Source organism: Colwellia sp. C2M11, from assembly GCF_018860915.1.
In the GTDB taxonomy this organism is placed as follows: Bacteria; Pseudomonadota; Gammaproteobacteria; order Enterobacterales; family Alteromonadaceae; genus Colwellia.
This window is the reverse complement of sequence record NZ_JAHKQD010000009.1, coordinates 137,554-163,885: the sequence shown is the minus strand read 5'-3', so window position 1 is coordinate 163,885 and position 26,332 is coordinate 137,554. Positions and strand designations below refer to the sequence as shown.

Genomic DNA, 26,332 nt, shown 5'->3' with positions numbered 1-26,332 from the left:
ACTTAGTCAATCTTTTTGGTAAAATAGCGGTTGTTAACATAATTATAATCAGTCAAATTATTCAAGCTAACAACAAATAAGTAAATGGTACGCTAAATAGCAATACTATAGTTAGCTTGATTTATTCATATTTCAAGGGAAAAAACATGAAAAAAACATTCACACTCAGTGCTATTGCGCTTGTTATGATGACCGCGTGTTCTCAAACACCTTCTACGCAAAATAATGCAGCAACTACAGTATTAGCGCCATTAACAAACCTTGCAGTAAGCCCTAATGATCAACGAGATTATCGTACCGTTAAGCTAAGTAATAACATTGAAGTGATATTGGTTTCAGACCCTACAACTAAAAAATCAGCAGCAGCATTAAATGTTGGTGTAGGCTTATTACAAGACCCTATGGAACAGCAAGGTTTAGCGCATTACCTTGAGCACTTACTATTTTTGGGTACTGAAAAATACCCTGAAACTAGTGAGTATTCTGAGTTTCTCAAAGAGAATGGCGGAACTTTAAATGCGTCAACATGGTTAACTTATACCAACTATATGTTTAAGGTGAATAATAACGCTTTTGATGAAACTCTTGATAGGTTTTCTGACTTTTTCAAATCACCAAAGTTTTACCCTGAATATACAGACAAAGAGCGTAATGCGGTTAATTCAGAATGGTCTATGCGTGGTGAGTTAGACTTTTTTGCACAGTTTAAATTGTCACGTAGCATGATGGGTGAACATGCAGCTAACCGATTTTTAATTGGTAATTTAGAAACGCTATCTGATAAAGAAAATAGTAACTTACATAAAGAAACTGTCGATTTTTATAATAAATACTATTCATCAAATATTATGAAAGTTTCAATGGTCAGTAACTTACCATTAGATGAAATGGAAGCCTTAGCAACTAAGCACTTTAGTAGTATAATTGATAAAAATATTGAAAAACCAGAAATTAAACAAACACTAGACTTTACTAAAGTAGGTAGTAAAAAAGTTTATTTCAAACCGAATCAAGATATTAAGCAACTAAAATTAGACTTTACCATTGCTAATAATATGAGTCAGTTTACCGTTAAACCTAATCATTTTATTTCATATTTGCTTGGCTCAGATATGCCGGGTACACCAGCACAAATTTTAAAAGCTAAAGGTTGGATAAGTTCATTAGATGCAGGCGCTTCTGCCAATCATTACGGTAATTATGGTGAATTCAGTATCACATTAGATTTAACAGATGATGGTATGGCAAATCGTGATGAAATAGTAGCTATGATTATGCAATACATTGACCTAATAAAAGCGAAAGGTGTTGATGAAAAATACTATAAAGAAATAAAAACAGCTTTAGATAACGAATTCCGCTTTTTAGAGAAAGGTGATGAATTTAACTATGTCGCTAATTTGGTTGATAGCATGCAAGATTACTCAACCAATTATGCGATTAATGCGCCTTATTATTACGGGCAATTTGACGCACAAGCTATTGAAAATGTACTCAGTCAATTAACGCCAGAAACATTACGTATTTGGTATGTGAGTAAAAATGAAAAAGTAACTGAAAAACAACACTTTTATCAAGGTGAATATCGTATTGAAGATATTGGCGCTGATGAAATAGCTAGCTGGAAAAACAACGTAACTACAGTACTTTCTTTACCGTTAGTAAATCGCTTATTACCTGAAAATTTCGATATAAAACCACAAAATTCAAACCAACAAAAACCTGAATTAAAAGTTGAGCATAATGGTGTGAAAATTTGGCATTACCCAAGTCAGTTATTCGCTGAACAGCCTAAAGGTATTATCAAAGTTGATATTAATAGCGGTGAAGCCATTGCTAATATAAATACGCAAGTAGCATTAGCTATTTGGCAAGACGTTTATAATTTAAAGCAAAGCTTGTTAATGTCTGAAGCGCAAGCTGCAGGTATTAGTACTAAAGCCTCAGCAGGTAAAGGCATGACATTATTTGTTGATGGTTTTACTGACAAACAAAGTACGTTATTAAATAGCTTATTAACAGATTTGACGCCAAATGTTGATGAGCAAAGTTTCTTACAAGCAAAAGATCGTTATATGCGCGATATTGCTAACATTCAAAAGCAGTTTGCTGTTCGTCAAATTGGTGGTGCTTTCACTAAAGTAGTTAGGAAAGATCAATTTGAAAATAGCGCATTAATTGAAGCGGCTAATGTTATGACGTTAACTGATTTTAATAAAATAGTTGCTCAAGTAACTAAAAACAACCAACCAAGAATTTTTGCTTTTGGTAATTACAGTCAAAAAGATTTAAAACAAGTAGCAGTACTTGTTAGTAAGGCTTTAGGCACGGATAAAAAAACCACAAGTTATGCTAAAAACGTGTATTTGAAACCAAAATCAGGGCAAGTATTAAGCTACCAACAAGATATTGCTGCAGCAGATATTGCTTTACTTGATGTGTATTTTCATGCAAAAGCAGGGTACCGATCACTTGCGACAGCAAAAGTGTTAGCTAATCACTTTACTTTTGAAGCTTCTAATCAGTTACGTACTGAAGAGCAACTTGGTTATGCGGTAGGAGCTACTGATATGGCGATGGATAACTACGCAGGTATTGGGCTTTATATACAGTCACCAGTGCTAGATTTAACGGCAGCACAAGCGCGCTTCGATAGATTTAATGTTGAATATAAAGTATTGCTTGATGCTTTAACGCAAGCGAGCTTTGATAAAATTAAAGATGGCGTATTAGTGAGTCTTACACAAGCGCCTAAAAATTTATATCAAGAAATTTCACCTATGTTTTCAGATTGGGAAAAAGAGAACTGGAACTATGACTCAAAAGCTAAATTAATTGAGCAAGTAAAAAGCGTTAGTTTAACTGATATTAAAAATTTCTATAAAGCTACATTGGCTAACCCTAATGCTGCACGCGTGAATGTGCAGTTACGTGGCACTAAATATCAAGATAAGCCTTTCGCAACGTTAGCTAATCAAATAGTTATTCAAGATGCTGCAACGGTTGCTAAAAAGGTTGATTATCAAAAATAAAGTTTATGATTATTATTGATATAAGTACTTACCATTGTTGTAAATAATATTTATCATAGTACTAAAATGCCAGTCAATGAACTTGACTGGCATTTTTTATGTGAAAATTTTAGGTTTAACCAATAATACCAATTACACTAACTAAGGAGCATTTTCAAATGGCCTTAAACCAGTCTCACAAGCGAGCAGAGAATCCCTGTTAATATTACTCTAAACATGATCATGGTTTAACAAAAGCTAACGTCAGCTTTTGGCTAGAAACCAAAGTATAAATTTAATCACTTGAAGCTCCCCCTTAATCATTTAATTTTATTACATGATTAACTTGTCGTGCGTTTTAATTGAATTTATTTGTCACTGTATGGTTACATCAGTCTATGGTTATAGCGACAAATATTTCTGTTAAACATTAGTCCTAAATATCGCACTAACACAGTGCGTGTACTCTTTTTTAGTGCATTTATTCTCACACTAATCACCAATATAAACTAGCTATACTAGTAACTAAAGCGCTGCGCTGTTGGTATCATGTTTGCTTATTCATTACTAATTAAATGAATAGAGAGTAATGATTACATGCAACGTTTTATTGAAAACATGCCAAAAGCAGAATTACATGTGCATATTGAGGGTACGCTCGAACCAGAATTGAGCTTTGCTTTAGCGAAGAAGAACAAAGTTGAATTAAGTTATGAAACACCTGAAGCCTTAATTTCTGCTTACGATTTTAATGACCTCCCTTCTTTCTTAACTATTTATTATGCTGGCATGAATGTCTTGATAGAAGAAAGTGACTTCTATCAATTAACATATCAATATTTAAGTAAAGCGAGAAGCCAAGAAATCTTATATGTTGAGATATTCTTCGATCCACAAGCACATACCGTGAGAGGGATAAGCTTTGAGACAATTATTACCGGTATCCACAAAGCGCAAGTTGATGCTGAGAAAAACTTAGGCATTAAAAGTCAGTTAATTATGTGCTTTTTACGCGATATGAGTGCTGAATCCGCTATGCAGCATTTAGTATTAGCAAAACCACATCTAGATTGGTTAGTTGGTGTCGGTTTAGATTCTGATGAAAGAAATAACCCACCAAGTAAATTTTATGAAGTATTTTCTGAAGCAAAAAAATGGGGTTTAAAGCTCACTATGCACTGCGATGTTAATCAAAAAAATACATTAGTACATATTAAGCAATGTATTAATGAAGTACAGGTTGACCGTATTGATCATGGAATTAACTCTTTAGAAAGCAATGAATTATGTGATCTCATTAAAGAAAAAGACTTAGGACTAACCGTGTGTCCAGTATCGAACCAATTTGTAGTGCAATCACTCACTTCTGATGAAATACATCAAATGCTGGCCAAAGAGATGTTAGTCACCATTAATTCAGATGATCCAGCCTATTTTAGAGCTTATTTAAATGAGAACCTGATTGAACTTCAAAAAGAAGGAAAATTCTCTCAAGAGCAAATAATTACACTCGTAAGTAACGCATTTAAAGTAGCTTGGATAGATGACGCTACCAAAGAGGATTATTTACAACAATTACAACGCTATGTAAGTGAATACAAGTCACAGCATTTACATTAAATATAAAGTAGCAAGCGATAAAGACAAAAACCACGTATTGTATGACTTTTAAAATGACAATTTAGACTTTATTGACTAAGTTTAAAGTCTAGTTTTCTTACCTTGATATTAACACCAGAAGCCGTTAATTCTTGATAAAAGTCAACAATGTTACATGACTCAATCTGCTTGCAAATTATTCCATATTTTAAAATTGCAGGTTTATAACTTTGTAACGATGCTTGCTTGAGCCAATAAAGGGCTTGATTAAAGTCCTTTTCAACATGCTGTCCATTGATATACATTTCTGCAAGGTTAACCTGCCCTTTCGCATACCCCAACTTAGATGAATCCTGAAAAAACTCAAAAGCAGTTTTTAAATTAGTTTCGCTAAACTGTTCTATTAAGAAGGCTTCACCTTTACTATTTTCTTCTTTGCCATAAATTAAATAATTATTTGTTTCTTTTGGCTTATCTGGGCTGACGAAGTTACCAAACAACCTATTTCTTATCGGTCTTTTGGCTAAATAAATAGCTTGATTACTATACATAGTTTTAATTGTACTAAGCGGGATATCATATCTTTTAGACTCAAAATAATCTTTATATCTTAATTGCCCATATTGAATACTATTAACTGCTGCATTCTGATATTGATAGAAAAAACGACCATAAAGCAAGGTGATTATATCACCAGCAATATCGACTACCTTGGCAATTCTATATTTTTCATTAGGTCGCAATTTGTCACTTAACAACCTAAAGTCTAAGAAGTAAATATCATTGATTTTCGGCTTAGAAATAATAGCTAAAGTTTGCTCTTCTTCAATATTGTCGCTTTTATACACTAAAAAAGCTAACGATAAAGCCACACATAAGAATAAGAAAAAAATCACTTTAAATGCAGTAGTTACTTGAGGAAACCTAAAGGTTCTTTGTACTGTAATAGCTTTATTAACATACATAAAGTTTATCCCTATACTTCGCTATTAATTTAAGTGTCAGAGCTTGAATAAAATATAATAACGACTAACAAGGAAAAAAGACAATTTTCCTGTATTTATCGGTTATTTACTACAACACCCGATATAACTAGCCATTTAATATAGCTGCCTCTTCGTAATATTAATGTCATGGTTTTTAATAAAGCTATATTAATATCTTATTGTTTAGCTAGTTAAAAATCTAAATATTCAACAAGACAAGTTATCAAAGTGCCCTTGTAGTGTTGATATCATGGTTTCAAAACGGGCGGGTAACACTCTATTTCTCTTTTTTACCCTGTATAGGGTTTCTATTACGGGTTTTTGAGGCTGAAATACCTTTAAACGCTGAGGCTCTTGGAACATATCAACGGCGCTTTTAGGCAATACGGTAAAACCTAACCCTTTCGCTACAGGCTCTAATATTTGGCTAATTTGATTAACATAACCGGTCACAGGGAGCTGCTCAATACTCAAGTGACTAAAATCTGATTCGTGACTTTGTTCAAAATACAAAGATAAATAATGTTTGGCATCGGGGTGATTAATAAGGCCAAGCTTGGTTAACAAGTCACCACTATCATCTTCAATTTCAACATTAGCAGGCAACACTAAACACAGCTGTTCACGACCTATTTCTTGTATATCGAATAAACTACTATTTGGCACATCGGTGACAATACCTAGATCAGTTATTCCATTTTGTATTTCATGTAATATTTGATGGTTAGGAGCAGCTTTTAACTGAACAATCAGCTGTGAATGTGCTACTTGTATCTCCAATAATTTGGGATAAAGCATCAAAGCTAGCGCACCTGAGCAAGCTAATCGACAATGGCCAACAAAGGGATTATCAAAACCGAGTTGCTCTAGTAATTCGTGTTCATTTTTTACTAGCTGTTCAGCGTATTGATAAACCAATAACCCTTGCTCGGTCAGATCGAAGCTTTTTTTATCTCGCTGAATAAGAGCCTGACCACAAGCCTTTTCAAGCTTATTTATGTGTTGGCTAACACCGGGCTGTGTCATAAATAGCTTATCAGCAGTTTTAGTAAAGTGACCAGTATCAATAAGCGTCACAAAGGTCTTCAACCAAGTTGGGTTTAGCATCTTAAACACCATTATTTAAAATTATCATTTTGATTATAATTGATAATTTTAAATAATAAACCTCCTATCATAAAATAACGCTATCAAATTAAGTAACGCATAAACAACAACGTTTGGAGTAAATGATGAAAATGAATCACGTAGGCATTATGGTTGGCGACATGGATAAGGCTGTTGAGTTCTACACAAAGGCACTTGAGCTGAAAATTGTAATGAATAATACTAAAGTGCTTGAGGAGCGTGAAACGGCTATCGGTAAAATGTGTATTGCTGTTTTTGGTGAGGGATTCAAAGGCTTTAACATTGCTCATCTAGTAACAACTGATGGCATTGGCGTAGAGCTATTTGAAATGAAAGACCGACAGGAACGTCATGAAGTTGATTTTACTCGACTGGGAATTTTTCACTTTTGTCTGCAAAGTGATGACTTTCAAAGTGTGATTGAGCGTACAGTAAAATTTGGTGGCAAAGTGAGAATGGACATTATGCGATACCACCCAGAAGATGATAGCAAACAGGCTAAAATGGTTTACCTCGAAGACCCATTTGGTAATTTATTTGAGCTTTACTCACACTCATATGAAGAAACTTACGCTACCGATTATGAATAATAAATAGACTACAGGGTTCGTGGTAAAAACAGAACCCTTTCGCACTTAACAGCGACAGCTAAACAATTTTATCTATTAATTGGTGCTTTAGCTGCATCGCTTGCTTAAATTCGTGCATCAACTCAAAATATTTACTTATAAAATTATTTCATATCAAGTCACTACACAACAATATCTGAGCCTCGATAATCATAACTTAGTGCACCAAAACTATACATTACGCTCAATTTTAGAGCACAAACACTCTACGACTAAACTTGTAAAGTTTGCCTAATGTTACTCATTAATAAAAGTTTGGCATTAGACGAAATTGTCTGCTGCCACTCAAATAAAGAGCAGAAAACAGAATTAAGTAGTTGCTTTAAAGCATATCTTTTATGTTTTTTATCTCTCTTATAAATATGGCACTGTTATTGCTTTTTCTATAAATAGTGCATAGAGAGCACTCATAAAATATAAGGTTATATGTTGTTTGCTCACCAACTAACTCCAACAAAATTTCTATTACGACTAAGCGATAGGGCGTCATAAGGAGAAAGCAAAGGTAGACTGTAACCAGGTTTTCACGCTCTGGTCAGCCTTATCCACAATACAAAACGTTCTAATTAACCATAACAGAACAGTGAAAATAAAATACTTTGATTCGACGTAAAGTATTGCCACATCCCGAATTATTTAGTCATAGCGCTGTGCCCTATGATAAAAAGTTACTGACTACAAAGGGAATATTATGATTGATAATCTATGGCTGATAATATCTGCCTTATTTGTTTTTGCTATGCAAGCAGGTTTTCTCTGCTTAGAGAGTGGTCGCACCCGCAGTAAAAATAATATCAATGTCGCGGCAAAAAACATTATTGATTTTATTTTATCCGCCTCTGTATTTTGGTTAATTGGTTTTGGCTTCATGTTTGGTGATTCATTCATGGGTATTATTGGTTTAAGCGGCTTTGTTTTTAATAGCGAGCATACTGCTTTTCAGATTGCATTTTTTCTTTTTCAACTTATGTTTTGCGGAACAGCAGCAACTTTAACCTCTGGTGCAGTAGCAGAGCGTATGACATTTATTGGTTATGCCTACATTACCGTAATTTTGAGTACTATCATTTACCCTATTATTGGTCATTGGGCATGGGCAAGCGCATTTAATGATAAAAATACCGGCTGGTTAGAGGCATTAGGCTTTATTGATTTTGCCGGCTCTACAGTCGTTCATTCTGTTGGTGGTTGGGTGGCATTAGCCGCAATATTAGTTATTGGTCCACGTACAGGTCGTTTTACTAAAGGTCACTTATTCCCTTCTGGCAATAATATACCCATGGCTGCTTTTGGTGTTTTTCTTATTTGGTTTGGTTGGTTCGGCTTTAATGGCGGTAGCACATTAACATTTGATGAGAGTGTGCCAAAAATCATATTAAATACTATGCTTGCCGCAGTATGGGGAGGACTTACGGTAACAGCTATTAGTTATTACCGTGATAAATATCTTAATATTAGTATTACCTTAAACGGTATTATTGCTGGGTTAGTTTCAGTGACCGCTGCATGTCATATTGTTGAACCTGCTGAAGCTGCATTCATTGCCGTTATTGGCAGCATTATTATGTACCAGGGCAATTTATGGTTTGAAAAATTAGAAATAGATGATGCTCTAGGGGTTGTTCCTGCTCATCTTTTCGCTGGTATTTGGGGGACTTTAGCCGTCGCTTTGTTTGGAGATACTGAGTTAAGTATTGGTGCACAATTACTTGCGCAAGCTATTGGTATTGTTGTTATTGGTTTATATAGCTTTACGCTAAGTTATGCCTTAATTCGAATAATCAACTTTTATTCTCCTTTAAGAGTTTCGTTAACAGATGAAAGCAAAGGATTAAATATTACTGAACATAAAGCCAGTACAGAATTAATCGATCTGCTGACTGATATGGAACACCAACAGAGCAAAGGAGATTTTACCAGCCCCGTCAAAGAAGAACCCTTCACCGAAGTAGGACAAATAGCCAGTAAGTATAATCAAGTAATTCAGCGCGTAAGCAGTGAAATGACAAGTCGCGATGAAGCAATAGGACAATTTAAAGTGAGTGAAAAGCGTAAAAGCTCCATTTTAGACTCTTCTATGGATTGTATTATCATTATTGATTGGCGTGGCTTGATCATCGAATTTAACCCTTCTGCTGAACGCACACTAGGCGCATTAAAAAAACACGTTAAAGGCGAGCGTTTTGCCGATCTTTTTGTTTTAGATAAAGATAAACAAAGAGTAGTTGATAGTATTGAACATGCCTTCACCACTCCTGAAGGCTTAATACTAAATCGACGAACCACAATGGAAATTAAACGCGCTACTAATGAAGTTTTTCCTGCAGAAATAACCATAACAAGCGCCAAATTAGGTAATAAATATAAAACAGAATATACCCTGCACATTCGCGACATAGCTAAAGATTTAAAGCTTAAATCACGGTTACAATTTTTAGCTTATAAAGACCCGTTAACGGGCTTATCCAATCGCGCTCATATGATGAAAGAGCTTTCCATTGCCATTAAAGTTTCACAAAAAAATAACCTAGATGTCGGTTTATATTTTTTAGATTTAGACAAATTTAAAAAAATTAATGACACATTAGGCCATAAGGCTGGTGATAAATTATTATGTGAGGTCGCTCGTCGTTTAAATGATGTCTCTAGAGACAACGACATTATTTCACGTTGGGGTGGCGATGAATTTATCTTTATTGTAACAGGCAAACTTGATGACAATATTATTAGGAACAAAGCTAAACAAATATTGGAAAAAATGAGAACACCCATTGAAATCAATAATAAAGGCTATGAAATTCAAACTAGTATTGGTGTTGCTATATCATCCAAAGGCCTAATCAACGCAGATGACTTAATTCAAAATGCTGATATTGCAATGTATAAAGCTAAAGATGACGGCCGAGATACTTATAAAGTTTATGATAAACGTATGGGTAAAGAAGCGGCTAAAACTCTTAACTATGAGCATGAAATTAAACAAGGTATTGAAAAAAATCAATTTACCCTAGTTTATCAGCCAAAAATTAGTATCAACGCCGACAATATCATTGGTTTAGAAGCCCTTATTCGATGGGAACATCCTGAAAAAGGTGAAATTCTTCCTTCTGACTTTATTTCCATTGCTGAAGAAAGTAATTTGATAAATGAACTCGGTGAGTTTGTTCTTAAAACCGCAATAGAACAACAGCGTAAGTGGTTATCAGAAGGACTTAATATTGTTCCCTTATCGGTTAATATTTCAGAGAGACATATACTTTCAGAAAACTTCTTACACTACCTTGAACAACAGTTAAAGAAAAATAATATTCAGGGAAAATGGTTAGATATTGAAATTACTGAACATGTATTAATACATGATATTGAGCAATGTGTCAGTGTACTTTCAGATATCAAAAAACTTGGTGTTACCATATCAATTGATGATTTTGGTACTGGGTATTCGTCATTAAATTACCTTAAACGATTACCGATAGACACCCTGAAAATTGATCGTTCTTTCGTACAGGAATGCAGCGATATTGATGAAGATCGTGAGATTTGCTCTGCCATTATTCACTTAGCTTCAGTGATGGGATTATCGGTTGTTGCAGAAGGTGTAGAAACTGAATCACAAGCATCAACATTAATAGAGTTAGGTTGTCATGTATTTCAAGGCTACTATTTTTATAAACCTTTGCCTTTAGCGAGAGTTGAAATGCTACTAGCCAAACATAATGGACCTTCATTAACCGAGCTAAAGCCCATTAGCCTAAACTAACATAGCCACGCTGAGAAACTTCCGTCATGATAAGAAGCTCCTATCCTTCAGAGCAGTTTCGTCATTCTGAGCTTGACTCAGAATCCCATATGTTATGCTGTAAAAGATCCCGTATTAAGACTTTTGCCCTGCCCAACGCTTAGTTGTACCTGTGTCGATATCAAACAAATCAAGCACCCTTGACACACTATGGTTAATAATATCATCTACCGTTTGTGGTTTGTTATAAAACGCTGGCATAGGGGGAGCGATAATAGCGCCCAATTGAGAAGCTTCATACATTAGCTTGCAGTGACCTGTATGCAAAGGCACTTCTCTAGGCATTAACACTAATTTCCGTCGCTCTTTCAGTGTTACATCCGCTGCGCGCACTATTAAACTATCCGCATAAGAATTAACAATGGCTGAGAGTGTTTTCATCGAACATGGTGCGACGATCATACCGTCAACTTTAAATGAACCACTAGAAATATTTGCAGCTTGATTCTTATTGTTATGCACAACATCAGCTAAATCTTCAACATATTTAAGCGAATGCTCTGTTTCAATGCTAATATTAAGTCGCGCATATGAGCTCATCACTAAATGCGTTTCTACCCCCTCAATTTCTTTAAGCATTTCTAATAAGCGAATGCCGTAAATCACACCACTTGAGCCGCTTATACCAATGACTAAACGCATGAAAAAAACCTCTTGAAAACAAAAACAGTGATTAATATACGCAAAAAATACAGAAATAGATTTCAATTAATTGTGTTTTAATGATGTGATTATAATAAATAATAAAATGATGACGTTGAACGTGGTAAACCACTGCTTCAACGTCTAAAGAAAAGCATATTTAAGGATTACTGCGCTTTATTAAGCTGTTTGCATAATACTTGGCGCTGCACCTTTAGCAAGCTCAGCTAAATCTTTGTCAATAAAGAATAAAGCTTTACCATCTTCGCCAACCATATCAATTTTATCTAAAATGCCTTTGAACAACTTTTCTTCTTCATGTTGCTCTGAAACATACCACTGTAAAAAGTTAAATGTTGAATAGTCTTGTGAAGTAAAAGCAGTGTGCGCTAGTTCATTAATCGCCTTAGTCACTAATTGTTCATGTTCATAAGTTTCACGAAACACGTCACCTAACGAGTCAAAATCAACTTTAGGCGCTTCAATAGTCCCAATAATAGGTAAAGCGCCCGTTTCACTTACGTAAGTAAATAAACGTTTCATGTGGCCCATTTCTTCATCAGCATGCTTTTGCATAAATTCAGCAGCACCTTCAAAACCTCGATCTTCACACCAAGCACTCATTTGTAAATAAAGGTTCGATGAAAAAAACTCTAAATTTATTTGTTCGTTTAGCTTTTCAACCATTGTAGCTGCCAACATATACCTACTCCGTTACATTTATTAAATTCTTTTCCTGCATTTTACACGTTTTACTACAAAAAAAAATCTATGACTGGCATGAACAACATTATTTTACATTTGAAATAGTTAGCTATTCAATCTAGTCGCCAAAGCTACCTGCTGCACCAGGGAAAACAACCGGACTTTCTGTTCCGTCTGCAGCAACACTCGCCACACCAAAGAAATAATTATCAATGACAACATTTTTTAACGTAAATTCATTTACGTTACCCACGAATCGGCTAAATTGCCACTGTGAAGCATCAGTAAAACGCCAGTAAATTTTAAAACCAACAAGTTGCGGATTTTCTGAAGCTAATGGCAGCGACCAAGAAAGTGTTGTATCCGGCTTTACCGTACCCGCTATTTTAACATCTGCCGGAGGGGTTGGTGCCATCGCCATTGAGGCTAAAGAAACAGCGTTAAGCGACGTTAATTTTGCCGCATATTCAAAATTAACGCCATCAAGCGTATCACCATAAACAATACCATTTTCAGTACGTAAGTCTTGATGTTGACGGTTATAATTTTCGTTAGTTTCCATAATTCTTATTGCCGGAAAACCCACTTGATTAAAAGGTCTATGGTGTCCTCCGCGGCCAAATCGGTCTAATCGGTAAATCATCATGGTATCTAAATTAGGAATGTATTGATCGGCAATACGATCTATATAACGTGCTAAATTACGACTAGGTGAGTCAACTTCGCCACCCGTAAATCGTCTACTTTTAGCTTCACTAGCCGTTTCTGTTGGGCGAGTTCCTTCAGAAAAAATACGGGCAGTCGTATTGTTTATAACACCATTAACACCTTCAATATTGCCAATCATGTCATTATTTAAAACAGCTTTAATTCGCCAGCCATCTTTCAACGCTTGCTTGGCCATTATTTGTCCGCCAAATAACCCTTGCTCTTCGCCCGCTAAAGCAGCATAAATAATACTACCCTGAAATTTATATTTCGACAGTACTCGCGCAGCTTCAATCGTTCCAGCTAAGCCTGATGCATTATCATTAGCACCGGGAGAATCCGAAGTAAAATTCATCACATCAGACACTCTAGAATCAATATCACCCGACATAACTACATAACGGTTAGGATCAGACACACCTTTTTGAATAGCAATAACACTCACAACCTCAGTAGGATCTGGAATCCGCTTTTCACCGCTAATGGTTTCAGATTGATAGTAAACCGTAAGACACCCACCACATTCGGCAGAGATTTTATCAAACTCAGATTTAATCCACCGACGTGCTGCGCCAATACCTCTAGTAGTTGACTCTGTTTCCGACAAAGTATGGCGAGTACCAAAACCTACTAATTTTTTAATATCTTGTTCAATACGATTCGCAGATACTTCACTGGCTATTTTATGAAGTTGTTCATTATCCACTGAGCCAGTTGATGTTGTTGTAGAAATATCACTCGCCAATGAGTGGCTAGCAACAATAACAAGCGGCAACAAACTAACTTTATACAAGGTTTTTATATTCATCTAACATTCCTATTGAGTTTTTTCAAAAAGGCAAGAAACAAGGCATGCACTAAAATGTAATTAAAATTCAATAACTTTTGCCAAACTTCGTCATTAGCCATTAATTTATCACCAATAAACTGACGACACAAGAACAGCGCAGAATGGCATTTCTGTGCTATTATCGCCCTTCTTCATCGAAATATATCCCCTAAAATAGCAAGTTTAAAAATGACTATAACCCATACTGATGTTTTAATTATTGGCGCTGGTGCGGCTGGCTTAATGTGTGCTGCTAGTGCTGGATACCGTGGTCGCACCGTTACCGTAGTTGATATGGGTAAAAAAGCTGGCCGAAAAATTTTAATCAGCGGTGGTGGCCGTTGTAATTTTACCAATCAAAATACAACACCAAGCAATTATATATGCCAAAATCCTCATTTTGTTAAATCAGCTTTAAGCCGTTATAGTGCTGATGATTTTATTGAGTTAGTCGATCGTCATGGCGTTAACTATCATCATAAAACCTTAGGACAACTTTTTTGTGATGATAGCGCTCAAGACATTGTTAATGTATTGCTTACAGAATGCGAATGGGCAGGTGTTACCCTAAATTTACGTACTGAAGTACTCTCTGTTAGCCAAAATGACGATAAAACCTATTTAGTAAAAACGTCAGACAAAGAATACCAATGCCAATCTTTAGTTGTGGCCTCAGGCGGTTTAACAATGCCAAAACTGGGTGCTTCACCCATTGGCTACAAAATTGCTGAACAATTTGGTTTAAACGTATTACCAACTACGGCAGCCTTAGTGCCATTCACCTTACATGAACATGACAAAAAACGCTTTGATGGCTTATCTGGCATCAGTATTGACTGTAACGTTACTAGCGAAGATGGCACCAGTTTTAGAGAAAACATTCTCTTCACACACCGCGGTTTATCTGGCCCTGCAATATTACAAATTTCATCCTTTTGGCGGGCAGGCCAAGCCATTACAATTGATTTACTGCCCAACCAACAACTAACAGATACCATTAACGATTGGCGTGAACACCAAGCGCAAAAATCTGTTAAAAATTTACTGGCGACGATACTGCCTAAACGCTTCGTAGAAGTAATAATGCAAGACGATATCTGCGCCACAATAATTACTGACAAAGCTATCAACCAACTCAGTCATGCTGATATTAACGCGCTAAGTAAGTACTTGCATCACTGGCAAATAAAACCGAATGGCACGGAAGGTTATCGAACAGCAGAAGTTACCTTAGGCGGTGTGAACACTGACGAACTCTCGTCAAAAACCTTTGAAGCAAAGCATTGCGCCGGCTTATTTTTTATTGGTGAAGTCATTGATGTCACTGGATTCTTAGGTGGCTATAACTTCCAATTTTGTTGGGCTAGTGGTGTAGCTTGCGGACAAGCTGTTTAAGTGAATATGCAATAATAAAAATGAACAAAACCATGAAACAAACATTTATCATTTCCACCCTCGTTTTTTTGCTTTGTGCATGTACAGTAAAGACCCTTAGCCTGCCTAAGGATATAGCGACTAAGTCCTATATTTTTAGTTGTACAGATAAAGGTTTAATAAAAGTGCTGTATTCAAAAAACGGGACTGAAGCAACCATAGACATTAGTCTGTCTGAGCTTAAGGTTGATAAAAAAGCATTACATTTTTACCAAGCAGTATCTGCCTCTGGCGCTCGCTATATTAATAAATCTAGCAACAACATCACCTACGAATGGCATACCAAGGCTGATTACGGGCACATCAGTATGCTTTCAGGCACTAATAAAAAGTTCAGTATTTCATGTCAATTACAATAAACGAGCCTAAGAATAAATAGAATATTTAATATAGCGATAATAAAATCTATAGCAAAACTGATGTCACTCTCAGTTATTAATCAATGAATAATCAATACTATAGATAGATATCGCTAATTGCTCATTTTTTATTGCCTAAAGAGCTAAAGAAGTCTTACCACCTGCCGATACTTACTTCTTACGAGTAAGCGCTTTCACAATTTCATGCCAAAAAACTTGCAAAAAGCGTACAAAAAAACCATTATTTAAATAACAGTATCGAAATCATCATATTCCAATGATATAACCTTGTTAGTTATAGGTCAGTGCCATTTAAAATTGCCCCTTTATTAACGACAATGAATTCTTGGTAATCTAGAGATATCTCTGTATTTTTCCCTAGTTGAGTCAAACATATATGCCAAACCAAATTACTGAGCTCTTTCTATATGACGATTACAATCTTTTTGTTACCACGTCGTTTAATCCATGGCTAGTTATTCTATCTGTGTCTATCGCTATTATTGCCTCCTTTATGGGGTTTCAAGTGGCTGCACAAGCAGCCAATGCCAACCCACGTCGAAAACATTTTTCATTATTCATTGGTAGCTTTGCCTTAGGTGCGGGTATTTGGTCAATGCACTTTATTGGTATGCTAGCAGTAGAGCTCTGTACCACGGTTTCCTATCAATTTAACCTGACTGTTTTATCCCTCATTCCAGCCATTGCCGCCTCATGGATAGCACTGAATATTATTATTCGTGATGAAGTAAAATTTCAGCAGTTAGCTTTAGGTGGTGTATTAGTGGGTTCCGGTATTGGAACCATGCACTATGTTGGTATGGCGGCGATGGAAATGGCGCCATTATTACGCTACAACTTCACTATATTTGCTATCTCTATTTTAGTTGCAGTAGCGCTAGCAACTCTAGCTTTATGGGTTAGGTTTGGCTTAAAAAACACTAAAATTCACTGGTTAAATAATTACATAAAAACCATCATTTCAAGCTTCGTTATGGGCGCTGCAATTTCGAGTATGCATTATACTGGTATGGCTGCGGCTCGCTTTGTATTACCGCCTGGTTTTGAGCTTTCTAAGCAAACTAGCGAAGTGTCTATTTATCTTGCGATGATCATCACCGCGATTACTTTAACTATCATTTTCTCAGTGCTCGCAGCAAATTTAATCATGCGCTACAAAGACCAAACACTCATTGCAGCAAATAATGAACGTCGCCTAATTGCGACAATGGATACCGCGATTGATGGCATAATCACAATAGATGAAAAAGGAATAATTATTAGCGTCAACAATGCGGTATCAACGTTGTTAGGTTGGTCTAGAGAAGAGATGATAGGTCAAAATGTAAAAATGGTTGTGCCTATGCCTGATCAAGCTCATCACGATAGTTATATTGATAATTATATAAAAACACGTGAGAAAAAAATTATTGGCTCTGGACGAGAAGTTGAAGCACTAACCAAAAGTGGTGAACTTATTCCTATGCGACTCGGTATTGGGCATGTCGAACTTAACAATCAACACATGTTCGTAGCCTTTATTTCCGACTTACGTGAACGCAAATCGATGGAAAATAAATTACGTCAAGAAGAAGCTAAATTACGCTCATTAGTATCGAACATTCCTGGTGTTGTCTATCGTAATAAAGATGATATTCACTGGCCAAGCCTTTTTATTAATGACGAAATAGAAAACTTGCTAGGTTACCCCGCACAAGATTTTTTACTACCTGAGCCTAAGTGCCGTGTGGGCGATTTTGTACACCCAGATGATATGAAGATCATTGAAGATACTAACTTATATCACCCTGAAGGATTCCAAGTTGAAATCAGAGTTATTGACCGATATAAAAAAGAAAAATGGGTCTTAGCTTATGGCAGAACCATCAAAGACGAAGTAACTAACGACGTGTATTTTGACGGCTTCATCATGGATATTACCGAACGTAAAACTATGGAATCAGCCCTTGTTGCCTCGAAAGAAAAAGCTGAACAAGCAGCCGCAACACGTTCGGCATTCCTAGCCAACATGAGTCATGAAATTCGCACCCCCATGAACGCCATTATAGGCTTCAGTGATATTTTGTTAGATGAAGAGCTTGAACAAAGTCATCGTAAGCACCTAAATACCATCAATCAGTCAGCGAAATCACTATTACATATTCTCAATGATGTGCTCGATAGCGCTAAATTAGACAAAGGTAAATTTCAATTAGAATATAGAGACTTTTCATTAGTAGAAGAAGTAGATTCTGTCGTATCAACATTATGGTTACAAGCACAAAATAAAGGCTTGGCTATTAACCTAAATATCGACAAAACTGCGCAACGTTTTTACAACGGTGTACCAGATAGAATAAGACAAGTGTTAACTAATCTTGTCGGTAACTCAATTAAGTTTACTGAACAAGGCAGCATTACTATTGATATCCACAATACCAAGCCCGATACGCTACATTTTTCAATCACAGATACAGGTATTGGTATGACACCGCCACAGTTAGCAACAATCTTTGATGCCTTTGCTCAAGCAGATGAATCAATGAGTCGTCGCTTTGGTGGTACAGGTTTAGGAACAACAATCAGTAAACAACTTGTCGAATTAATGGGTGGTACCATTTCAGCACAAAGTGAGGAAGGTCAAGGGTCAACCTTTGAGTTTAGTATTCCAATTAAAGTAGTTAAAGCTTCAGCTAAAAAACAAGTTGTTCAAGCACATGCTGAATTACCACCACTTAGCATATTGGTAGTTGATGATATTGAGCAGAATATAGACCTATTAAGCTTAGTGCTAAAACGTCACCATCATACTGTATCTGTTGCGCGTAATGGCGAACAAGCACTATTGAAAATGGAAAACGACTGTTTTGATGTAGTGCTAATGGATATACAAATGCCTGTCATGGACGGACTAACAGCCTCGATAAAACGACGTGAATTTGAGCAAGCAAATGATTTACCAAAACTCCCAATTATTGCCTTAACTGCCAGTGTATTACCGCAAGATAAAAGATCGGCTGTAGAAGCAGGTATGAATGGTTTTGCCAACAAACCAATCGATGTAAATCAGCTTATCAGCGAAATAGCACGTACGCTCGACTCAGAAAACATAATGCCTGAACCAGCCGTTGTTATTCCTACTGAGCAGTTGAGAGTTGATTTAGATAAAGGCATTGCTTTATGGGGCAATAAAACTACCCTATTTAATGAAATAATACGTTTCCTTCAGCAATCGGAAGAAGATATTGCAGCACTAACACTACTACGTAATAACAGCGATTGGCCGGCACTAAAAGCGATTGCTCACAAGTACAAAGGAGTTACCGGTAACTTAGCCCTTAATCGGTTAATGACCATGTTTAGTGACTTAGAACAAGCAAGTCTACATGAATTAGCTGAGGAAGCGGCTACAGCAACAGACGCTATTCAGCTTGAAATTAATTCATTAATTGACTGTTCTAATAAAATGGGGACAGCAAATAATGCAATAACCGATTCAGGTGGTGAAGAAGTTTCCCTGCAAGAACTTTACACAATGCTATTGCAACTTGAACAACATGTACAACACAATGAGTTTGACGAGAGCTTACTAGAAGCATTAGAAAGCATGTCTTCAACCCACTCAAAGGAAATAAAAGACATAATTTCAGCCTGCAATGACTTTGATTTTGAAGTCGCGGCTAATCGAATCAGCGTATTAAGCGATACCTTGAAGTCGGCCATTTAAATTATTTTACAGAGAAAGAACATGGAATTATGCAAACAAAATGTATTAGTGGTAGACGACGAACCGACTAATTTAAAAGTATTAAATAATATTCTTAGTGATACTTATAAGCTTACTTTCGCTAAAAGTGGCGAAGAGGCTTTACGTTTAATTAAAAAAGACAAACCCGATTTAATTTTACTCGACGTTATGATGCCAGGAATGACCGGTTATGAAGTCTGTGAAACCCTTAAAGGTGATCCTTCATATAAATCAATTCCTATCATTTTTGTGACGGCATTAAACGACACTGAAGACGAAGCAAAAGGTCTTAACCTAGGTGCTGTAGACTACATTGCCAAACCTGTTAGCCCGCCTGTCGTAAGAGCACGCGTAAAAACACACTTATCACTAGTTGATGCAGAAGAGCTAAAGCGCACCAGACTACAAGTAATACAACGTTTAGGCCGTGCATCCGAATACAAAGATAACGAAACTGGCATGCATGTTATGCGCATGAGCCATTACTCAAGAATAATAGCCCTCGCTTACGGTTATACAGAAAAAGAAGCTGACAACTTATTCCATGCGGCACCAATGCACGATATTGGTAAAATTGGTATTCCAGATAGCATCATGCTCAAACCAGGTAAGCTTACCGAGGAAGAGTTTGAGATAATGAAAAAGCATCCTGAAATTGGCGCTGAAATTTTAGGTGAATCAGATTCTGATCTAATTGAACTCGCTAAAATAGTGTCAATGACTCATCACGAAAAGTGGGATGGTACTGGTTATCCCAATCAATTAAAAGGCACAGATATCCCACGTTCTGGCCGTATTGTTGCCTTAGCTGATGTATTTGACGCGTTAACTAGCGTTCGTCCATACAAAGAGGCCTGGTCAGTAGAAAAAGCGGTCGAATTTATTCAAGCGCAAAAGGGCAAACACTTTGACCCTGAATTGGTCGACTTATTTATACAGCAATTAGATAAAGTTATTGAAATAAAGCAGCGCTGGAAAGATTAACCCTTAAAAAACTAACGCGAGCGCCTTTGCTTTTAAAGCAGATTGTTTGTCTCCCATTACATGTGCGCAATTAATACAACCCTCTTTGAGTAACAATAATAACCCTACCAGCGAATTAAGCTGATTCTTATCGGGTATTAATGGTTCAAGTTGTTGTTCGAAAAAATGCTTAATATGTGTTTTGTGCTGCAAACATAATTTTTTGATTTCATTTTGATGATCGCTATATTCTGCTGCAGAATTTACAAAAAAACAGCCACTGAATGACCCTAACTCCACTGATTTATCATTAATCCACTCATCTAACGCATCAAATACTTGCTTAATAAAGATTTCAGTTGAGCTGTTATCATTACACTTTTGGATAAACCATGTCATAAAGCTGTGATCTCGCTCAGCAATACAAGCCTGAATTAACGCTTCTTTACTGGTAAAGTGATGATATAAGGTTTTTTTAGCAACACCTGATTCTACCAAAATTTCATTAATTCCTACCGCATGAATACCTTTTTTATAAAATAACTTTAACGCAGTATTTACTAGTTGTTGACGCTTATCTATTTGTTTCATTTTAGATTCTTACTGTGAATGAAGTAGTTAACTAACTAATTAACTTGGTGATAAATAAAATATTGCACAAGTATACAGACTTGTCTACTATGACTCAACCAGGTAGACAAGTCTGTATACTTCGCGGCATTGTTTATTGGGTTATTAAAGCAAATTAAATCAATCATTGGAGTTAGTATGGAAAATACACGCCCACCTTTACCACCATTTACAGCAAAAAGCGCAGTAGAACAAGTAAGAGCTGCAGAAAATGGTTGGAACAATAAAGATCCACAAAAAGTATCTTTGGCTTATACCGTAGACAGTCAATGGAGAAACCGTTCAAGTTTTGTTAATGGCAGAGATGAAATTGTCGAGTTCTTAACTGAAAAATGGCAAAAAGAAATAGACTATAAATTAATTAAAGAGCTTTGGGCTTTTACCGAAAACCGTATTGCCGTTCGTTACGCTTATGAGTATAAAAATTCGGAAGGTCAATGGTTTCGTGCATATGGCAATGAAAACTGGGAATTTGATGAATTTGGCTTAATGAAAAATCGTTATGCTTGTATTAACGATTTAGCTATTGAAGAAAAAGATCGTTTATTTACCTGGCAAGGTAAAATTCGCCCAGATGATTTTCCTAGTTTGACTGAGCTAGGGCTATAACTAATAAGCTTAAAGAGTAATCAATAACTATATTCGTATTGATTACTCAATTATCTAATATTGCGTATTAACCAGCACCATAAATTTTCTTAAAATTTGCTAAATTCCAACCAATCATTACTTCATTGCCAATTTTTAGTGCCGGAACAGAGCGAGCACCAATAGCATCAAGCTCTTTTCTACCACGTTGCATTTTTGCATTGGTCAATCGGTATTTAATGCCATTATCATCTAAATACTTTTTCGCTTCACGACAATGAGGACATTTATCTGAAATATATAAAACAACGCGTTTCATCGCTAACCTTTACCGAGCTATTAAAGACTCACTATTTTACTGAAGTCTCAACAAAAAACAAAAATGAATTAACTGGACCATCAATTATAGATAAAAACTAATCCTTCCCTTTATTATCTATTACTCTACTATGTATAACTGCAATAAGGATAAAATAGACCGTACATTATTTACTATTATGAAAAACTTATTATCCATTCGTTCGTACAGTACAAAACCAACCCTGCATTCACATTCTTTTCATCAATTGGTTTTACCTTTACGGGGCGTGATAAACATATCTGTAGGTAACTTCAGTGGTAAAGTTGCACCCAGTGAGTGTGTCGTAGTTAAAGCCAACGAAGAACACTTGTTCACAGCCGATAGTGAAGCTCGATTTGTAGTCGTAGACATGGAAAGCCTCCCGTTTAATATTTCATCTTCACAATGCCTGGTTTTTACAATTAATACATCGCTTAGAAGTTACTTAACTTTTATTGAAAACCAACTAGAAAACACAGTTAATGCCCAACTAGAGCAGGCAATGTTCGAATTATTTAGTTTACTACTGGCAGAACAAGCGTTATTGCCAAAAGTAGACAATCGCATTGGTATGGCAATATCCTTTATAGAAAATAATATTGCTGATCACCTTAAAATAAAGCGTTTGGCCGAATCAGCTTTTCTAAGTGAGACACAGTTCAAAAAAATATTTAAGCAACAAACAGGTATGAGCGTAATGAAGTATGTAACAAAACTTCGGATGGAAAAAGCCCAAGCTTTGCTTACCCACACAGATTACCCATTACACATTATTGGTGAAAAGATCGGTTATAAAGAGCCCTCAACATTTAGCCGGAAATTTTCACAATACTTTGGCTTATCGCCTACCAAATTCAAAAAGTAAACTTAGTCTGAATTGTTAACTATTGCGTCTTAATTGTTAAAAATAACCTTCATAATTAGCATACTATTTCTGTCTTGAAGTTATTATCTACAGGTTTCATTATGGACATTCATCACGAAAATTTTACGGGTGTTATTGCGATTATTATTGCTAGTTTTCTTTGGGGAACCACAGGTATTGCAGCAAGCTATTCACCCAATGTAAGTGCTTTAGCTATTGGTGCATTCTCAATGGGGATAGGTGGTGTACTGCTTGTTGTCAGCGCGCGCAAAAAGTTACTTATTGACTATAAACTTATGCTTAAGCAACCTAGCGTATTACTTTTTGGTGCCGCTGCTGTTGCTATCTATCCGTTAGCATTTTATACCTCTATGCGTTTGTCGGGTGTTGCTATTGGCACGGTTGTTTCTATCGCTACAGCCCCTTTTTTTGCCGCCATCCTTGAATGTATAATTAGTAAAAAAAGCATATCATTTCAATGGATGTGTAGCTTTTTCATTGGCGCTATAGGTATTACGTTATTAACTTTAGGCACAGAGCAACACCATAATGCTACCTACAGTCTTCAGCAGCAGAGTGTAGGTATTCTTTTAGGTTGTATTGCAGGATTGGCTTATGCAAGTTATTCATGGGCAGCAAAGCGTTTAATTGAAAGAGGTATTCATTCACAATCGTCAATGTCAGGGTTGTTTGGTTGTGCGGCGCTACTGTTACTCCCTTCATTATGGTTTACCGGTGATAACTTATTTTCAAGCACAACTAATGCTATGGTATCGTTGTATATAGCGGTAATTCCAATGTTTTTAGGCTACCTACTGTTCGGTTTTGGCTTGAATTTCATTGAGGCAAGTAAAGCGACACTAATAACATTAATTGAACCCTTGGTCGCCACTGTACTCGCCATTTTCATTATTGGTGAAAGGTTTAATGTAATTGGCTGGCTAGGTTTTGTGTTAGTCTCATTATGCTTATTGATGCAAACTATAAAGCCTAAAGCGGTATCCCAACCGATGACTCACACTATATAAAATGTTCTTTAGCTCTATCGCAATAGCAATACATAACGACAGTGAATCAATAACCACTTTGTGCCTATTGAAGGAGATTTATCTTAGTAAAATTAATCGTCACCTTTTACCGGAAAGCTTTCAAATTTATGTTTAACCTTCTCAGGTGCATTACTGTCAATATAAAGTGTCGAGACAATTTTTTTATCCTGAGCTGTCCAATACATATGACCATGATTGTTCAATGTTACCGATACTGTATTTATCCCTTCTTTAAAGTGTTCATCAGGTAAATGCACATCTAATCCATATACACGCTGAATTTTTATGCCGTTTATATATAAATGCGCATGACCTTCAACAAAGCCGCTTTGTTTATCGATAGATACAGACATAAGATCTGCCATACTAGAAACGCCATTTGGTGGCGGTGTTAAATGATAGCGTTGTATTTTAAGGTGTAGGTTATAGCCCGACATTGCATCTTTATTTAATACCAAACTTAATGCTGGCTCTTTTACATTGGTTGGCACCGCAATAGGTAAATGCGAATGATCCATTTGCATCGATTTAGTTTGTTCATTACTTACCGACTGCGCTTTGCTTTCACCTATGCCAACAGCCAATATCATTATTAAAATAACAAAATAATTTTTCATCATAATTTGGATAATCTCACCTAAAATTTACATATAATATTTCAATACAACAAAAAAATAAGGTTAACGCAGCGACATTACCCTGCGTTAACCTTGGCATCAGCAAAAATTATCCATTTGGAGGACCGCCACCCGGAGGACCACCACCTGCAGCAGAAGTACCACACTGACTTATAGAATTAGAGGCAAGTTCGCCTTTAAAGTCGGGCCCTATCGTATAAGGATAAGCAGGTATTAATGTACCGTCAGCATCTTGTGTCAGAGTAATATGATAGTGATACCCTTTGCCATCGTTAGTATCGTGACCATTATGCTCGTCTAGCTGAGCACCTGTAACAGTTTCATTAGCATAATAATAATCTTCATAAAAATAACCATTATCTGCTGCTAACACGTTACTAGATAAAGTAGTCACACTCTCGCCAATAGCAGGGCCATTGTCGACAGCTTCAACACCTTGAGAAATATCAGTAGGGTCAACTAAAATACAGCTTCTTTCCCCTTCGGTACTACAACCACCTTCACTTGCATCGGCACCATAATCACGAACTTTCCAGCCACTAACGGCTAACGTATTAGCACTTTCATATGGTCCATAAAGTGGATAACCGTCGGCAGCAAAACCATAAATAGGAGAATGCGCATCGCTGCTATCACCTACTAAGGTAGCTAAACAACTAGTATAAAAATGATGATGATAATCACCTTGTGCCGCATGACCACCACAAATATCAACATCGTACTGCTCTGCAACAGGTGCTAGGCTATACCAAACGTTATTGCCTTCGCTCATGCCATCACCCCAGTTATAAATACTGGTGCCATTAACCATCAAGCCAATTTTACCTAAACCGGTTTCACACGCTTCTTCAGTTTCATCTATTACTGTTGGCTCTGCAGGGAAGTAAGCTTGAGTTGTTTGTTCAGTAGGACAGCCTGGACCTGGAGGCCAGTAACCATCTCCACCTGTATCTAAACAGTTTTCAGTACTACTGTTGTAACCAATGTCTTCACCAAAGGTAACTACTTGTCCAGCTACGGCTGAAGTACTGCCAGAGCTAAAATCGGTAGCAGCTTTAGGACGTTGATTAAGTTGTTCTACAATAGATTCGGTGATCGTTACGTCGTACTTAGGAATACCCGTTGTTTCAACATACGCATATTCAACATCCACACTATCTTCAACTACCGTAACCATTTCAGCAACTTGTACGTTTACTAAAACACTACCTGAGGTTGAAGAAATTTTTTCCGAGCTGAGTTCATTATTAATTATCCAACTTGATAAACTTGGTACAGTAGTTGTGGTTTGCGGATTAACAGTAATTTCAATACTATCAGATACAACCGCATTAGTGCCGTCATCTACTGTTAGTTCAAATGTAAGTACTTCTTGGCTTTCAAGCTCAGGAGCTGTAAAAGTAATAGTAGTACTATCAACCTGGGTTATCGTAACAGTAGTGCCAGCGGTTTGGCTCCAAGTGGCAACAATTTCGTCATCATCTGAGATAGACGCAGTAATAGTCACTTCTTGCGCTGATGTAACCGTTTGATCGGCTCCAGCATTTACGACAGGCACTTCATTAATAATTTCCACTGGTGCAGTTGAATCATCTGAATCACTTGAATCACTACCACCACAGGCGGTTAATCCCAACATAGGAATTAACGCCAACATCAACATTGATTTTTTCATACAAAAT

Annotated in this window: 20 protein-coding genes; 11 read left to right on the top strand and 9 right to left on the bottom strand. The window is 36.4% G+C overall.

The window, feature by feature from the left end; all coding sequences use genetic code 11:
* The first annotated feature begins 146 nt into the window (after positions 1-146).
* Entirely contained in the window at positions 147-3,032 is a 2,886-nt protein-coding gene (locus KO509_RS02690; protein WP_215971744.1) for an insulinase family protein, read from the top strand.
* 576 nt (positions 3,033-3,608) lie between these two features.
* Positions 3,609-4,631, top strand: coding sequence for an adenosine deaminase (gene add, locus KO509_RS02685; protein WP_215971743.1), 1,023 nt, complete (start codon positions 3,609-3,611; stop codon positions 4,629-4,631).
* A gap of 68 nt (positions 4,632-4,699) precedes the next feature.
* Here the strand turns inward: add and KO509_RS02680 are convergent, their stop codons facing one another.
* Positions 4,700-5,575: a sel1 repeat family protein gene (locus KO509_RS02680; RefSeq protein WP_215971742.1), complete on the bottom strand. Its 876-nt coding sequence runs from the start codon at positions 5,573-5,575 to the stop codon at positions 4,700-4,702.
* Between the two features lie 228 nt (positions 5,576-5,803).
* Positions 5,804-6,703: a LysR family transcriptional regulator gene (locus KO509_RS02675; protein ID WP_215971741.1), complete on the bottom strand. Its 900-nt coding sequence runs from the start codon at positions 6,701-6,703 to the stop codon at positions 5,804-5,806.
* A gap of 125 nt (positions 6,704-6,828) precedes the next feature.
* Here KO509_RS02675 and KO509_RS02670 point away from each other — a divergent pair, with 125 nt between their 5' ends.
* Complete coding sequence (locus tag KO509_RS02670) at positions 6,829-7,314, top strand: VOC family protein (protein WP_215971740.1); 486 nt, start codon at positions 6,829-6,831, stop codon at positions 7,312-7,314.
* Between the two features lie 730 nt (positions 7,315-8,044).
* The gene (gene amt / locus KO509_RS02665; protein ID WP_215971739.1) at positions 8,045-11,113 is read left to right on the top strand and encodes an ammonium transporter; all 3,069 of its coding nucleotides are present in this window, start codon (positions 8,045-8,047) and stop codon (positions 11,111-11,113) included.
* A 114-nt stretch (positions 11,114-11,227) separates the two neighbouring features.
* Here amt and KO509_RS02660 read toward each other — a convergent pair whose 3' ends face one another.
* The 3 genes from KO509_RS02660 to KO509_RS02650 form a co-directional block, all read right to left on the bottom strand.
* On the bottom strand, positions 11,228-11,794 hold the full coding sequence (locus KO509_RS02660; RefSeq protein ID WP_215971738.1) for a UbiX family flavin prenyltransferase: 567 nt from the start codon (positions 11,792-11,794) through the stop codon (positions 11,228-11,230).
* A gap of 180 nt (positions 11,795-11,974) precedes the next feature.
* Positions 11,975-12,496, bottom strand: a complete 522-nt coding sequence (ftnA, locus tag KO509_RS02655) for a non-heme ferritin (protein WP_215971737.1) — start codon at positions 12,494-12,496, stop codon at positions 11,975-11,977.
* 121 nt (positions 12,497-12,617) lie between these two features.
* Positions 12,618-14,015: a M28 family metallopeptidase gene (locus tag KO509_RS02650; protein WP_215971736.1), complete on the bottom strand. Its 1,398-nt coding sequence runs from the start codon at positions 14,013-14,015 to the stop codon at positions 12,618-12,620.
* Between the two features lie 216 nt (positions 14,016-14,231).
* Here KO509_RS02650 and KO509_RS02645 point away from each other — a divergent pair, with 216 nt between their 5' ends.
* The 4 genes from KO509_RS02645 (at position 14,232) to KO509_RS02630 (ending at position 20,561) form a co-directional block, all read left to right on the top strand.
* Positions 14,232-15,431, top strand: a complete 1,200-nt coding sequence (locus tag KO509_RS02645) for an NAD(P)/FAD-dependent oxidoreductase (protein ID WP_215971898.1) — start codon at positions 14,232-14,234, stop codon at positions 15,429-15,431.
* 32 nt (positions 15,432-15,463) lie between these two features.
* Positions 15,464-15,829 (top strand): MliC family protein, encoded by a 366-nt coding sequence (locus KO509_RS02640; RefSeq protein WP_215971735.1) that lies wholly within the window; start codon positions 15,464-15,466, stop codon positions 15,827-15,829.
* A gap of 397 nt (positions 15,830-16,226) precedes the next feature.
* A complete protein-coding gene (locus tag KO509_RS02635) occupies positions 16,227-19,556 on the top strand; it encodes an MHYT domain-containing protein (RefSeq protein ID WP_215971734.1) in 3,330 nt (1,109 codons plus the stop codon).
* 21 nt (positions 19,557-19,577) lie between these two features.
* Positions 19,578-20,561, top strand: a complete 984-nt coding sequence (locus KO509_RS02630) for a two-component system response regulator (protein ID WP_215971733.1) — start codon at positions 19,578-19,580, stop codon at positions 20,559-20,561.
* 3 nt (positions 20,562-20,564) lie between these two features.
* On the opposite strand, the gene KO509_RS02625 is transcribed toward KO509_RS02630, so the two are convergent.
* Positions 20,565-21,131: a TetR/AcrR family transcriptional regulator gene (locus tag KO509_RS02625; protein ID WP_215971732.1), complete on the bottom strand. Its 567-nt coding sequence runs from the start codon at positions 21,129-21,131 to the stop codon at positions 20,565-20,567.
* A gap of 177 nt (positions 21,132-21,308) precedes the next feature.
* Here KO509_RS02625 and KO509_RS02620 point away from each other — a divergent pair, with 177 nt between their 5' ends.
* Positions 21,309-21,779 carry a nuclear transport factor 2 family protein gene (locus KO509_RS02620; protein ID WP_215971731.1) on the top strand — a complete coding sequence of 157 codons (471 nt, stop codon included), beginning with the start codon at positions 21,309-21,311 and terminating at the stop codon, positions 21,777-21,779.
* A 67-nt stretch (positions 21,780-21,846) separates the two neighbouring features.
* On the opposite strand, the gene KO509_RS02615 is transcribed toward KO509_RS02620, so the two are convergent.
* The gene (locus KO509_RS02615; protein WP_215971730.1) at positions 21,847-22,077 is read right to left on the bottom strand and encodes a glutaredoxin family protein; all 231 of its coding nucleotides are present in this window, start codon (positions 22,075-22,077) and stop codon (positions 21,847-21,849) included.
* Between the two features lie 178 nt (positions 22,078-22,255).
* Here KO509_RS02615 and KO509_RS02610 point away from each other — a divergent pair, with 178 nt between their 5' ends.
* A complete protein-coding gene (locus tag KO509_RS02610) occupies positions 22,256-22,963 on the top strand; it encodes an AraC family transcriptional regulator (protein ID WP_215971729.1) in 708 nt (235 codons plus the stop codon).
* A 101-nt stretch (positions 22,964-23,064) separates the two neighbouring features.
* Positions 23,065-23,991 (top strand): EamA family transporter, encoded by a 927-nt coding sequence (locus KO509_RS02605; RefSeq protein ID WP_215971728.1) that lies wholly within the window; start codon positions 23,065-23,067, stop codon positions 23,989-23,991.
* A 92-nt stretch (positions 23,992-24,083) separates the two neighbouring features.
* On the opposite strand, the gene KO509_RS02600 is transcribed toward KO509_RS02605, so the two are convergent.
* Both KO509_RS02600 and KO509_RS02595 read right to left on the bottom strand, forming a co-directional pair.
* Positions 24,084-24,632, bottom strand: a complete 549-nt coding sequence (locus tag KO509_RS02600; RefSeq protein WP_252727345.1) for a hypothetical protein — start codon at positions 24,630-24,632, stop codon at positions 24,084-24,086.
* Positions 24,633-24,738: 106 nt separating this feature from the next.
* Positions 24,739-26,325 carry a YHYH protein gene (locus tag KO509_RS02595; protein WP_215971727.1) on the bottom strand — a complete coding sequence of 529 codons (1,587 nt, stop codon included), beginning with the start codon at positions 26,323-26,325 and terminating at the stop codon, positions 24,739-24,741.
* Positions 26,326-26,332: the final 7 nt, after the last annotated feature.

Excerpts from the sequence above, each read along its gene's own strand:
- KO509_RS02690 (WP_215971744.1), top strand. The coding sequence starts at position 147 with ATGAAAAAAACATTCACACTCAGTGCTATTGCGCTTGTTATGATGACC.
- add (WP_215971743.1), top strand. The coding sequence starts at position 3,609 with ATGCAACGTTTTATTGAAAACATGCCAAAAGCAGAATTACATGTGCAT.
- KO509_RS02680 (WP_215971742.1), bottom strand. The coding sequence starts at position 5,575 with ATGTATGTTAATAAAGCTATTACAGTACAAAGAACCTTTAGGTTTCCT.
- KO509_RS02675 (WP_215971741.1), bottom strand. The coding sequence starts at position 6,703 with ATGCTAAACCCAACTTGGTTGAAGACCTTTGTGACGCTTATTGATACT.
- KO509_RS02670 (WP_215971740.1), top strand. The coding sequence starts at position 6,829 with ATGAAAATGAATCACGTAGGCATTATGGTTGGCGACATGGATAAGGCT.
- amt (WP_215971739.1), top strand. The coding sequence starts at position 8,045 with ATGATTGATAATCTATGGCTGATAATATCTGCCTTATTTGTTTTTGCT.
- KO509_RS02660 (WP_215971738.1), bottom strand. The coding sequence starts at position 11,794 with ATGCGTTTAGTCATTGGTATAAGCGGCTCAAGTGGTGTGATTTACGGC.
- ftnA (WP_215971737.1), bottom strand. The coding sequence starts at position 12,496 with ATGTTGGCAGCTACAATGGTTGAAAAGCTAAACGAACAAATAAATTTA.
- KO509_RS02650 (WP_215971736.1), bottom strand. The coding sequence starts at position 14,015 with ATGAATATAAAAACCTTGTATAAAGTTAGTTTGTTGCCGCTTGTTATT.
- KO509_RS02640 (WP_215971735.1), top strand. The coding sequence starts at position 15,464 with ATGAAACAAACATTTATCATTTCCACCCTCGTTTTTTTGCTTTGTGCA.
- KO509_RS02635 (WP_215971734.1), top strand. The coding sequence starts at position 16,227 with ATGCCAAACCAAATTACTGAGCTCTTTCTATATGACGATTACAATCTT.
- KO509_RS02630 (WP_215971733.1), top strand. The coding sequence starts at position 19,578 with ATGGAATTATGCAAACAAAATGTATTAGTGGTAGACGACGAACCGACT.
- KO509_RS02625 (WP_215971732.1), bottom strand. The coding sequence starts at position 21,131 with ATGAAACAAATAGATAAGCGTCAACAACTAGTAAATACTGCGTTAAAG.
- KO509_RS02620 (WP_215971731.1), top strand. The coding sequence starts at position 21,309 with ATGGAAAATACACGCCCACCTTTACCACCATTTACAGCAAAAAGCGCA.
- KO509_RS02615 (WP_215971730.1), bottom strand. The coding sequence starts at position 22,077 with ATGAAACGCGTTGTTTTATATATTTCAGATAAATGTCCTCATTGTCGT.
- KO509_RS02610 (WP_215971729.1), top strand. The coding sequence starts at position 22,256 with ATGAAAAACTTATTATCCATTCGTTCGTACAGTACAAAACCAACCCTG.
- KO509_RS02605 (WP_215971728.1), top strand. The coding sequence starts at position 23,065 with ATGGACATTCATCACGAAAATTTTACGGGTGTTATTGCGATTATTATT.
- KO509_RS02600 (WP_252727345.1), bottom strand. The coding sequence starts at position 24,632 with ATGATGAAAAATTATTTTGTTATTTTAATAATGATATTGGCTGTTGGC.
- KO509_RS02595 (WP_215971727.1), bottom strand. The coding sequence starts at position 26,325 with ATGAAAAAATCAATGTTGATGTTGGCGTTAATTCCTATGTTGGGATTA.